Annotated in this window: 10 protein-coding genes; 1 reads left to right on the top strand and 9 read right to left on the bottom strand. The window is 39.1% G+C overall.

Annotation, left to right across the window (positions count from 1 at the left end):
• Positions 1-7: 7 nt before the first annotated feature.
• The 8 genes from gatC to ACIQZG_RS10770 all read right to left on the bottom strand — a co-directional run bounded on the left by gatC (position 8) and on the right by ACIQZG_RS10770 (position 10,107).
• Positions 8-295, bottom strand: coding sequence for an Asp-tRNA(Asn)/Glu-tRNA(Gln) amidotransferase subunit GatC (gatC, locus tag ACIQZG_RS10805; RefSeq protein ID WP_053581921.1), 288 nt, complete (start codon positions 293-295; stop codon positions 8-10).
• Positions 296-597: 302 nt separating this feature from the next.
• Complete coding sequence (locus ACIQZG_RS10800) at positions 598-1,737, bottom strand: CamS family sex pheromone protein (protein WP_402755191.1); 1,140 nt, start codon at positions 1,735-1,737, stop codon at positions 598-600.
• Positions 1,738-1,760: 23 nt separating this feature from the next.
• Positions 1,761-3,761, bottom strand: a complete 2,001-nt coding sequence (gene ligA, locus ACIQZG_RS10795) for an NAD-dependent DNA ligase LigA (RefSeq protein ID WP_402755190.1) — start codon at positions 3,759-3,761, stop codon at positions 1,761-1,763.
• 14 nt (positions 3,762-3,775) lie between these two features.
• Complete coding sequence (gene pcrA, locus ACIQZG_RS10790) at positions 3,776-6,025, bottom strand: DNA helicase PcrA (RefSeq protein WP_402755189.1); 2,250 nt, start codon at positions 6,023-6,025, stop codon at positions 3,776-3,778.
• Between the two features lie 109 nt (positions 6,026-6,134).
• On the bottom strand, positions 6,135-6,824 hold the full coding sequence (gene pcrB / locus ACIQZG_RS10785; protein ID WP_402755188.1) for a heptaprenylglyceryl phosphate synthase: 690 nt from the start codon (positions 6,822-6,824) through the stop codon (positions 6,135-6,137).
• A gap of 135 nt (positions 6,825-6,959) precedes the next feature.
• Positions 6,960-7,280 carry a YerC/YecD family TrpR-related protein gene (locus ACIQZG_RS10780; protein ID WP_010857147.1) on the bottom strand — a complete coding sequence of 107 codons (321 nt, stop codon included), beginning with the start codon at positions 7,278-7,280 and terminating at the stop codon, positions 6,960-6,962.
• Positions 7,281-7,294: 14 nt separating this feature from the next.
• The gene (locus tag ACIQZG_RS10775) at positions 7,295-8,338 is read right to left on the bottom strand and encodes a DUF3048 domain-containing protein (RefSeq protein ID WP_402755187.1); all 1,044 of its coding nucleotides are present in this window, start codon (positions 8,336-8,338) and stop codon (positions 7,295-7,297) included.
• Between the two features lie 47 nt (positions 8,339-8,385).
• Complete coding sequence (locus tag ACIQZG_RS10770) at positions 8,386-10,107, bottom strand: adenine deaminase C-terminal domain-containing protein (protein ID WP_402755186.1); 1,722 nt, start codon at positions 10,105-10,107, stop codon at positions 8,386-8,388.
• Between the two features lie 192 nt (positions 10,108-10,299).
• Between ACIQZG_RS10770 and ACIQZG_RS10765 the strand changes: the two genes are divergently transcribed.
• Positions 10,300-10,719, top strand: a complete 420-nt coding sequence (locus ACIQZG_RS10765) for a YgaP-like transmembrane domain (RefSeq protein ID WP_402755185.1) — start codon at positions 10,300-10,302, stop codon at positions 10,717-10,719.
• A gap of 69 nt (positions 10,720-10,788) precedes the next feature.
• Here ACIQZG_RS10765 and purD read toward each other — a convergent pair whose 3' ends face one another.
• Entirely contained in the window at positions 10,789-12,045 is a 1,257-nt protein-coding gene (gene purD / locus ACIQZG_RS10760) for a phosphoribosylamine--glycine ligase (RefSeq protein WP_402755184.1), read from the bottom strand.
• Positions 12,046-12,194 lie beyond the last annotated feature (149 nt).

Below are 12,194 nucleotides of genomic sequence, written 5' to 3'. Positions count from 1 at the left end.
TTTAGTATTACATGATAGCTGGTACTTTTACTTGACCATCTTCTTGTTCTTTTACGTTTAACATCATTACTTCACGGTCTAAACCTTTGTGTGCTACGTCTTCACGCATTACGTTAACAAGTGGTAAAACATGTGTTGTAGGTTCAACATTTGTCGTATCAAGCTCGTTTAATTGTTCTGCGAAGTCTGTAATTTTACCAAGTTGCTCAGCAAATTTCTCTGCCTCTTCCTCTGTAATTGCAAGACGTGCTAAATTCGCAACGTGCTTAACTTCTTCTTTTGTTAATTTTGCCATTATTTACACCTCCGAATATTCATCAAATTCACTTCAGCAAATTTGAGTCCAGATTTTAGCCTGAGTTCTACTCTATCAGCAGGCATTACGATACCGACTGAATATAGGTAAAATCGTTATTTTTATTGATAACAATAGGGCTGAATAAAGTTAACCATGCCAACAATCATAACATTTTTCACCTTAAAAATCACATCTTTCTCCAAATTTACGGAAACTTCCGCTACTATAACTGCGTATTGAAGATGACAGTCATACTAGAGATTGCATAAAAATATAGTCAGCATAATGCCGACTATATTTCACCATTCGTAAATATGCACAAAAGGATCGCGATCATTCGCTTCTTTCACAATCAAAGCCTCTGGACCATTAACCGACGTAATGCTTACTTCAACATTAATATTATCGAATTGCTTAATGAGTACGCCCATCAAATATTGGGTAAAACCAATAACTTCAGTAGTTCCGAAAAATTGAATAGGTATTTCAATCTTAAGTTTTTGAATTTTTTTATTCTGATAGAAGCCTGTACCAACAACACTTGTATAGTTTGAGAAGTATTTATCGACGTCTTGCTTAAAGTTTTTGAAGTTATGGCTTACTTCCCGGTAGACATCTTTAGAATCATCAGTTGGGAACATTACATATTCTTCATCAATTCCTTGCCAATCGCCTATATCATTTTGCCCTGCTTTCGCTACACCATAAGAGAAATACGAACCTGGAATAATCTTATTGCGTGCTTGTTGCTTATATAATCCAACGACAATCGGTACATCCTTTAGCTCATCACGTGAACGTAAACGAGATACAATTTCAGTAGCCATCTTCTTCCCTTGCTTAACTAATTCAGCTTCGTCAATTGGCTCCTCATAATATTCACCGTATTTCTCTTTTTGATAGTAATAAATAGAGTTCATGGCAAGGGCAATAGAAATTCCGCCTAACTTCACTTTATTATCATTTGTTTTTGTTAAATAGTTTTGCTCGACAATATGCGCTAAATAAATAGGTGCCTTTGTTGCACGTTCTTCAGCTGGCATTGACTCAGTTGTCGGAGGATTTAAGCCCGCCTCATCTTGAGAACTGCGCTTAAGGTACTTTGTTATTGTACTTTCAGCTAAATACTGCCCTTCTTGGAAGAAGTAATTGTCTGTATCAAACTCATTTTGAGAAAGACGCATTAAGCCTTTCTCTACTTCCTTGATATCATACTTCGTATAAATATTTGAAACAATTAACCCACGACTAGCACTTTCTTTATAGGGAGTTAACGTTTTATAAAAAGTATCATCTATCTGATCTTTAGGAATAATCGTTGTCTCTGCTTTTTCCTGCTGCGTGTCCTTTGCAAGCTCCGTATCTTCCTTAGCTGCAGGCACACACCCTACTAACATTGCTGCCGCCACTAATGCCGGAATGAGTCGAAATGACTTCATTTTCTAGTACCCCTTTACTGTTTTTACTGTGAAAGTTGTTCGATTAGGCGGTCTTCGTCCCAAACTTCAATGCCTAGTTGCTCTGCCTTTGTCAGTTTAGAACCTGCATCCTCACCTGCAATAACAAGGTCCGTCTTTTTGCTGACACTTCCTGTGACGATGCCACCTAACTCTTCTATTTTCGCTTTTGCTTCGTTACGTGTCAATTGCTCAAGTTTACCAGTCAATACAATTGTTTTGCCTGCAAATGGATTATCACCTGCAACTACTTCGACCTTTTTGCCTTTATACGTCATATTGACGCCCACTTCAGCAAGGCGAGCAATTACTGCCCGTGCATTTTCATTTGCAAAGTATTCAACAAGCGATGAGGCCATTTTATCGCCAATTTCATGGATCGCAACTAGCTGTTCTTCAGTCGCAGCCATGACTGCCTCCATCGTTCCAAATTCCTCTGAGACAATTTTTGCTGCCTTTTCACCGACATGACGAATACCAAGTCCAATCAATAAACGTTCCATTGAATTATCCTTTGATGCTTGAATCGCGTTTACTAAATTCGTCGCTGATTTTTCACCCATACGCTCTAATTCAATAAGCTGTTCAACCGTTAATTGATATAAATCTGAAACGTCATGGATTAAATTAGCACGTAGCAATTGTTCAACAACCTTTTCACCAAGCCCGTCAATATTCATGGCATTACGAGAGACAAAATATTTAATGCTCTCTGCAATTTGAGCAAAGCATGCCGGATTGACACAACGTAGTGCTACTTCTCCTTCAATACGAATTAGTTCGCTGTTACATACTGGACAATTTGCAGGCATTTCATAAGGGACAGAATCCTCAGGGCGTTGCTCTACTAGCACACCTACAACCTGTGGAATAATATCCCCCGCTTTTCGGATTATGACAGTATCACCAAGTCGAATATCTTTCTCACGAATTAAATCTTCATTATGAAGAGAAGCACGTTGCACAGTCGTCCCTGCCACCTGTACGGGTGCTAGAATTGCTGTTGGTGTTACAACACCAGTACGTCCAACTGTTAAATCAATATCAAGTAATGTTGTCACAACTTCCTCTGCAGGAAACTTATACGCTATAGCCCAGCGAGGACTTTTCGCTGTATATCCAAGCTCATCTTGTTGTGCAAAACGATCGACTTTAATGACAATCCCATCGATTTCATATGGTAAATCTGGTCGTTTTTCAGTCCACTTTTCAATAAAGCCTAATACTTCTTCAATCGATGTACAGTGCTGACGTTCTTTATTTGAAGGGAAGCCAAGACCTTCTAAATAATCAAGCATCTCGCTATGCCCATCGATGCCATATGCTTCACCGTCGCCACCAATAGCATAGATAAATGTGGCTAGCTGACGACTAGCAGCAACTTTAGGGTCTAGCTGACGCAGAGAACCTGCTGCCGCATTACGTGGATTAGCAAACAGTTCTTCACCATTTTCAATACGCTGTGCATTCAACTTGTCAAAAGATTTTTTTGGCATATATGCTTCACCGCGAACTTCAATCGTTAACGGCTCATTTAAACGAAGCGGTACCGCATGAATGGTCTTCAAATTAGCCGTAATATCCTCGCCAACTACACCATCTCCACGTGTTGCGCCTTGCACAAAAACGCCATTCTCATATTTTAAAGAAATCGCTAAGCCATCGATTTTCAGTTCACATACATAAGAAAATTTATCACCGATTGCTTGGCGAATTTTCCGGTCAAATTCACGCAAGTCTTCCTCATTAAAAGCATTTGAAAGACTTAGCATCGGATAATCATGTGTTACTTTTTTAAAACCATCTACCACTGCACCGCCAACTCGTTGCGTCGGTGAGTCGGGGTAGACAAGAGAAGGATTAGCTTCTTCCAGAGCTATTAATTCATGCAGTAGTTGGTCATATACGCTATCCGCTACAACCGGCTTATCAAGCACATAATATGCATGTCCGTACTCATGTAATAATTTATTCAACTCCGCAATGCGTTGTTCAATGTCGTTCATTTAGTTTCCTCCACTTACGCTTTTTCGATTGGGGCAAATTGTGCAAGTAATCGTTTAATACCAATTGGTTGTGGGAATGCAATATCAAGTTCTGTTCCATCGCCTTCACCCTTGACACTAACGACCATGCCCGTACCCCACTTCTTATGGACCGCCTTATCGCCAGCCTTCCAGCCAAACTGGTCACCACCTGTGGCTTGCAGACGTGCTGATGCTGGTTGTGTTTGCTGCACCGCTCCAATTGTCCGTTTTTTATAGCCATTAGAACGATTACTTGATGCAAACGGCACATCTGATTTATTACCACTTTTAGAAATGGATTCTGTAATATCCTCTGAAATTTCACGTAAAAAACGTGATGCATTGTTATAACTTGAGCGTCCAAAAATCGTTCGTGAACTTGCACATGTTAAATATAAGCGCTCTTCAGCACGTGTCACACCCACATACATCAAGCGACGTTCTTCTTCCATTTCATCGTTATCATCAAGTGAACGAGAATGCGGGAAGATATTTTCCTCCATTCCAATAATGAAGACTACTGGGAATTCTAATCCCTTTGCAGCATGCATCGTCATTAATATGATGCTGCCTTTAGACGTATCTTCTTTATCAAGGGCATCAATATCAGCCACTAACGCTAAATCTGTTAAAAAGCCAATTAATGATTTATCCTCGCTACGCTCTTCAAACGCTTTGGTTACAGATAAAAACTCTTCTATATTTTCTAAACGGCTTTCTGCTTCAATCGTTTTTTCATTTTGTAACATTGCACGATAGCCAGACTTCTCAATCACTTGCTCCACTAGCTCTGTTACAGATAGATATTCCTGCATCTCCGTGAAGCCTTTAATCATCGCATAAAAATGCTCTGCGGATGCTGCAGCCTTACCTGTTAGCCCCATAAAAATTAAATCATTCATTGCTTCAAAAATTGAACGATCTTGATCAATTGCATAACGCGCCATTTTTTCAAAAGAAGTGGCACCAATACTACGCTTTGGCTCATTAATAATACGTGCCAGTGATAAATCATCATCGTTATTCGCAATCAGTCGTAAATATGCAAGTAAGTCTTTAATTTCTTTACGATCATAGAACTTTGTACCACCAACGATTTGATAAGTCATGTTCGATTTAACGAGCACTTCCTCCATAACACGTGACTGTGCATTCGTCCGGTAAAGAATCGCAAAATCATCAAGCGAACGGTTTTCTTTGTCGATTAAGTGTTGAATTGTTTGCACGACAAACTGCGCTTCTTCCTGCTCATTATATGCTTTGTACATCGCTATTTTTTCGCCTTCAGCATTATCCGTACACAACTCCTTCGGATAGCGCGTCGTATTATTTTGAATGACGTCATTTGCCGCTTGCAGGATGCGCTTTGTCGAACGATAATTTTGCTCAAGCATAATAGCCTTTGCATTCGGATAATCCTTTTCAAACGATAAAATATTACCGATATCTGCCCCACGCCAGCGATAGATGGATTGGTCTGAATCCCCTACTACACAAATATTTTGGAACTTCTTTGCTAATAGTTTCACTAATAAATACTGTGATTTGTTCGTATCTTGGTATTCATCCACATGGATATATTGAAATTTATTTTGATAGTATTCCAATACTTCAGGTACACGCTTAAATAAAGTAATCGTCGTCATGATTAAATCATCAAAATCGAGTGATTGATTTCGACGCAGTCGTTTTTCATAGCCTTTGTAAACGAGCGCAACTGTTTTTTCATAAGGGTTGTTTTCATTCATATTCGCAGCGAACTCATCGGCTGTAATACATTCATTTTTCGCTGAACTAATAGCATTTAAGATTGCTCGAGGCTCAAAACGTTTTGGATCTATATTTTCATCCTTTAAAACATTTTTCACAACGGATAACTGATCTGTAGAATCTAAGATGGAGAAATTACGTGACATGCCGATTTGATCGATATTACGGCGTAAAATTCGTACACACATCGAGTGAAAGGTTGATACCCACATGCTATCGCCAGTTCCATTACCAAGGATGCCGTCAATACGCTCACGCATTTCACGTGCTGCTTTATTCGTAAATGTAATGGCTAAAATTTTGGATGGATAGACTTCTTTCTCAACCACTAAATAAGCGATACGATGCGTCAGTACGCGTGTTTTCCCCGATCCAGCACCCGCCATAATAAGTAGCGGACCTTCTGTAGTTTTCACCGCTTTTTCTTGTTCAGGATTCATTCCTGCTAATAAATTTTTCGTTATATGTTCCATTTCGCACCACCTATTAAATTCCCCTGCAATTGTGCACATAGGGCTTTCACTTCTTTCAACTAGCTTTAAAGTGCTAGATGAACGAAGATAAACAAACGTTTGTTCTTAATTATATCGTACTTTTTACAGCCTTAACAGTAGCAAGCGCAGCCTTTAAATCGTCATAAATAATATTGCCGACAATCACTGTATCTGCGTACTTCGCCATCTCCTCTGCCTGTTTTGCAGACGTAATGCCTCCACCATAAAACAGTTTTGTGTGATTCAATTCATTTTTCACAGCACGTACAATTTCAATATCGCCATACATGCCACTATATTCTACATAAAATACAGGAAGTTTAAAGAAGTTTTCAGCCAAACGTGCGTAAGCAATCACATCATCTACTGATAAATCCGTATTAGCACCCGTTTGTTTTGCTACTTTACAATCAGGATTTAAAATACAATACCCTTCTGCCACGAGCTCTTCCCACACCATAATATCTCCGTACTCTTTAATCGCCTCGTGATGTAAGTTTTTAATCCATTTTGGGTCATCACTATTTAATACTGTTGGAATGAAATAATAATCATAACCCGGTGTCACCGATTCAATCGTTGAAATTTCCAGCGCAATCGGTACCGTAAATCGACGTACACGCACTAATAAATCAAGTACATTATCAAGTGTTATGCCATCTGTACCCCCAACTAAAATGACATCGGTACCTGACTCACAGAGTTTCTCTAACGCCTCATCTGAGATTTCTTTTGCTGGATCTAGTTTGAACACATGTCTCCACTCTAAATATTCCATCTATTAATACCACCTATCTAGCTTTTTCTATTTATATATATTCGTTTATAAGTATAGCCGAACCAACACTACAAAAAAATGAAAAAGACTGAGTAGAAGTTCTACCCAGTCTCTCTAATGACTTATTCTATAATTCTACTCTTTCGGTGCTTGGAATGGCTTTTCATCTGGATATAGACGCCCGAGCATCTCATCATACGTATCGTTCCCATAATCGAAGCAACGACGCACACGTGAAATAGTAGCAGTACTTGCACCTGTTTCCTTTTTAATGGATTCATACGTTTTTTTCAAACGTAATAGATGCGCAACTTCAAAACGTTGTGCTAGTGATTGGATCTCACTGATCGTACATAAGTCGTCAAAAAATTTATAGCATTCTTCAATATCATTAAGCTCTAACACAGCTTTAAATAATTGATCTGTTTGATGCCCTCGAATTTTTTCGATTTGCATGTGCTTTCCTCCCTTTAAGGCTGCGTTTTTACCATTGCTTGTAACCCCGGTGAGGCTGGTACGAAATGAACCCAAGACTTTCCTGGTACAAGCTTCACAAGCTCACCAGATTCCTCTACAGCCATTGGAAGTCCATCTTTATTTGCCCATTTGACTTCTCTCATATAGCCATTCTGAAATACATACGCATTTCCACCAGATGTTAAATTGATATCTTGTCGACCTTCATTATCAATTGTTTTATGGTTCATTTCGAAAAATAACACATTTTCAAATGTTAATGCATCACCAGTCAACATATCTTTTGTAGTTTCGCCAGCCGATTGTCGTTCATAATGATTGTTTTGATGATCATACACATACGTATTGTGGAAATACTTATTATTCCCATAATAAACATCAACTTGATTAGTTTCAATTCCTATCTTACCATGTTCATCTGGTTCATAAAAAGCCTGAACAACTTTTTCACTGTAATTCATTGAAGCGCCTACTTTTTCCGCGCCTGCTAATATATTTTCAGAGGAAATATACGAATTATGTGGTGCTACACGATCTGTCGAGCGTTTAAACAAAGTACCATCATAATTCATCCCATTAATATTGTCGACTACATTGTTGCTAAGCATTGATTTTGCCTCTGGGCTAAATCCATGAGCAATATAGAACGCATCATATGCTTTAGCAATATCAACAAAATAAGAACGTGCACTACGCACTGGGCCTACTTTTTCAGGTAATGCACTTTGGTAGACTGCTAAAAAGCGAGTAACATTACCTTCTGCCAGCATTTCATAGACGATATCAGCTTCAGCTAGACCCGACTGTGGACGCGCTTGAGGATGATTATTCACTGTCACAACAATTGGACGTTGCGTGACTTCTTCTTCTACAACCTCACCCGTTAATGGCGCTACGTGTATCTCTTCTGCAATAGTTTCCTCAACCTGTGGTTTATCTTCTTTTGGGGTTTCCAACTCTCCTTTTTCCTTCGAGCATCCCCCGATGAATAATGCGCTAAATGCTAATGCCATAAATAATTTATTTGGTTTAAACACAGACAAAATCCTCCCTAAAGTCAATTACACCTAATCTTTGTATGCTATTAAAGCATTACTGCTGGTAATAATAATTTATTTTTCATCACATCAAAAATTCCTTTTTGCGTTATGCGTATATAAGGTAAATGCGTAGATTGTAAAAATAATAATGAATAAATTGCATCCCCAAGTTGATAGCCTCGTGCTGCTAAAGCTTGTTTTAATACAATCTCTTTCTCTATTAAATCCTCTACGTTCCCTTCATATAACAACCCACCAATAGTAAGCGGTAAGCTTGCTACGATTTCACCTTTCTCAACGAGCACAATACCACCGCGCATCGCTTTCATCTCTTCAAATGCTCTCGTCATATCCTCTTTATTTTTACCAATAAGCAAAATATCGCCAGTATTTGAGTAGGAAGATGCAAATCCTTGTACATCCGTTGCAAAGCCCTTAATCATCGTATTGACATGCCATTTACCTTTTCGATCGATAAGCATTAAATAGCATTCATCATGATTTGATAGCTGATTTTCCTTTGCAATCGTTGAATTATAAGGCTTCGTAATAACGTCATTGACCATTTCAATTCCAAATGGCATTGAGAACTGGAAATTTTCAGGTGTTAAACTAAAACCTAAATTAAATTCAGGAATGACTGAATAATCGACCTCACTCAGTCTTTGCACTCGTTCTCCGTCACGCTTCAGCCAGACCCCTTTCGATAATACACTTTCAGGAACAGGATGCCATTCATCTTGTAAAATATTTAGCGATGCAAAACGACCAGTTGCGATAAAACCGTGTAAATTCGACATATTGTAGTAGCGTGCTATATTATATGAAGCCATTTGGTACGCATCAATCGGTGATACACCCACGTCTAATGCCACTTGAATACACTTATCCATCACACCGTCTTGATGGAACGTAGGCGTAGAACCATCCGTTGTCATCATTAAATGATCAAAAATAGGCAGTTCTTTTTCAAGAATACCTTTTAAAATATTCGGTAAATCCGGTCGAATTGACGAGTGGCGAAGCGTTACCGCAAAACCTTGCAATATACGTCTTTCCACTTCCTCAGCTGTCATCGCTTCGTGATCTCCATCTGCACCAAGTAACTTCATACGTGCTAATGTACGTTCTGATGCACCTGGAAAGTGACCTTCAATCTTTTTGCACTTGCTCTTGGCCATTTGCATGCGGTACAGCATTCGATCATCACCTTGTAATAAACGTGGCCAGCCTGTTAATTCACCACCGAGTAAAACGTCATCACGCTCTAACCATTCTGAAATCGAAGTATTTGAGAAAATTTCCTCCTCATGCTCCATCTCAGTTTGCGAATCAAAGCGTGTCCACCAATAAAATGAAAATGGTAGCTTTTTTAAATCATCCAATATTGAAAACGCTTTCCTATTTTCTAATGACAGAACAAAGCTTAAGTTATCAGAGATAAATGTCGTTGTACCAAGCTGTCCACAAAAATCAGCAAATGACTGTGGATGATATAGTTGGAACGGATGAACATGTGGTTCAATGTAGCCTGGTACGATCGTTTTTCCAGCACAATCTACAATTTCACTACCATCAATGAAAGGAGGCATTTTATCTCCGGCATAGACAATACGATCACCCGAAATCCAAATATTACCTTCCACCCATTGTTTTAGCATGCTATGTAAATAACGTGCATTTTTCAGAACAATGTCTGGCGCTTTTTTTCCATCGATTACTGCTAATTGTTGACGAAGCTCTGTAATTTTCCATACTGGATTCATCAAATTCGCCCCTTCCTATATTACGTAATATTTCTTCGTGTAGATTACTTTAAACAACGCATACTACAATCGCATAAGCATACGGTCATTTAGCTTGTGTAGCTATCTTGTTTCAATCGTAACACAGCATTTTCGTAAAACAAAGTGCTCGAGTGCTATTTTTCCATTAAAATCTAAAGGAGGTAATTTATATTGCAACAGTCCAATTTAAGTGAAAGAAATGCATTTTGTCGTTTTTTCCTAGGTACAAGTATGACCGCGTTTGGTATTGCGAAAGTTTCTCGAAATCCCGACTGTACTTCCGGCAAATTAATGATTGCCATTGGTGCCATGAAAATGGCAGAGGGTATTTTTAAATACTGCCCGACAAAGGCCATGTTAAGTACGAACATGCAAAGTGCCATGTCCACTACTATGCAAAGTATGCTCAGTGGTCAGAATTCTATGACACCTGAAGACGTGAATAAGTTAATGAAGGATTTCTCTGCTGCTTTCTCAAGTAGTAGTTCTGATACTAAATCAACAACTACACAAAAGAACGACACAGCAGAAAAAAAGCAAAACACATCAGACCATACAAATTCTACAAACAAAGCACAGAACCCTTCTTAATAACAAAAAACATGTCTCTTCGCGAGACATGTTTTTTCTGGAATAAAGCTAAAGCGTACGTTATGAAAATTATTTAAATGTACGCCAACCAATATCTTTTCGGAAGAAGAAGTTCGCCCATTCTTCAGTCGCAATACCTGCATATACCTTTTCTTGTGCTTCTTTTAATGTTGCTGCTTTTGCACCTACTAATAGTACACGTCCACCGTTACCAACGAACTTGTCATCTACCAATTTTGTCCCAGCATGGAACACATCATGTGAAGAAGATAGTGCAGCTAGATTTGGTAATACATTACCTTTTTCAAGATCCCCAGGATATCCCTCAGCCGCAATTACTACACCTAACATCGCGTCCTCAGACCATTGTAAATCAAACGGTTTTTCATCCATTAATGCTGTCATGAATGCACCAAAATCAGATGCCATACGTGGTAATACGACTTGTGTCTCAGGATCACCGAATCGTGCATTGAACTCAATTACTTTAGGACCATTCTTCGTTAAGATTAAACCCGCATATAAAATCCCTGTGAACGATACACCTTCTTGTTCCATAGCTGCAACTGTTGGCTCAACAATTTCTTTATAAGAACGATCGACAACATCTTGCTCAATTTGTGGAACTGGTGAATAAGCACCCATACCACCAGTGTTTGGACCTTTATCCCCATCATATGCACGTTTGTGGTCTTGGGCAATCACCATCGGATAAATTTGACCTTTATGAACAAATGACATGAATGAGAATTCTTCGCCATCTAAAAATTCTTCTACAACAACGCGAGATGAAGATTCGCCAAAGCGTTGATTACCAATCATATCTTGCACCGCTTCAATTGCTTCTTCTTCTGTCATTGCCACGATTACACCTTTACCGGCCGCTAAACCGTCCGCCTTAATAACAATTGGTGCACCCTGCTCTTTAATGTATGCCACTGCCTTATCCGCTTCTGTAAATGTTTCGTGCGCAGCAGTTGGGATATTGTATTTGTTCATAATTTCTTTTGCATACGATTTACTACCTTCTATTTGAGCGGCTGCTTTCGTTGGACCAAATGCACGTAAACCACGCTCTGTAAAGAAGTCTACAATTCCACCAGCAAGTGGTTGCTCTGGACCTACAAATGTTAAAACAACCGCGTTTTCTTTGGCAAATTGTGCAAGTCCTGCAAAATCCATTGCATCGATTGCCACTACTTCTGCATCCCCACGCATACCATCATTACCTGGTGCTACGAATACTTTTTCTACTGACGGAGAAATGTTAAATTGTTTGGCAATTGCATGCTCACGACCGCCACTACCTATTACTAATACGTTCATGTGGATAAATCCTCCTTTTGTCAATCAAATTCGCCTTGGCGCATTTGCGTCCAGATTTTGAATTGTGCTTGCACAAGTAACTCCCTTCAAAATCTGTGACATCCGCCGGAGGCTTTACCTTCATTCAGCTGAATGAAGGTAAAACCGAG

It is taken from the genome of Lysinibacillus sp. NPDC096418, assembly GCF_044762775.1.
Taxonomy (GTDB): Bacteria; Bacillota; Bacilli; order Bacillales_A; family Planococcaceae; genus Lysinibacillus.
The sequence above is the reverse complement of the archived record's forward strand: the minus strand, read 5'-3'. Positions and strand labels throughout refer to the sequence as shown.

Bases quoted from the DNA above. Each gene is read 5' to 3' on its own strand.
- gatC (WP_053581921.1), bottom strand. From the start codon at position 295: ATGGCAAAATTAACAAAAGAAGAAGTTAAGCACGTTGCGAATTTAGCA.
- ACIQZG_RS10800 (WP_402755191.1), bottom strand. From the start codon at position 1,737: ATGAAGTCATTTCGACTCATTCCGGCATTAGTGGCGGCAGCAATGTTA.
- ligA (WP_402755190.1), bottom strand. From the start codon at position 3,761: ATGAACGACATTGAACAACGCATTGCGGAGTTGAATAAATTATTACAT.
- pcrA (WP_402755189.1), bottom strand. From the start codon at position 6,025: ATGGAACATATAACGAAAAATTTATTAGCAGGAATGAATCCTGAACAA.
- pcrB (WP_402755188.1), bottom strand. From the start codon at position 6,824: ATGGAATATTTAGAGTGGAGACATGTGTTCAAACTAGATCCAGCAAAA.
- ACIQZG_RS10780 (WP_010857147.1), bottom strand. From the start codon at position 7,280: ATGCAAATCGAAAAAATTCGAGGGCATCAAACAGATCAATTATTTAAA.
- ACIQZG_RS10770 (WP_402755186.1), bottom strand. From the start codon at position 10,107: ATGAATCCAGTATGGAAAATTACAGAGCTTCGTCAACAATTAGCAGTA.
- purD (WP_402755184.1), bottom strand. From the start codon at position 12,045: ATGAACGTATTAGTAATAGGTAGTGGCGGTCGTGAGCATGCAATTGCC.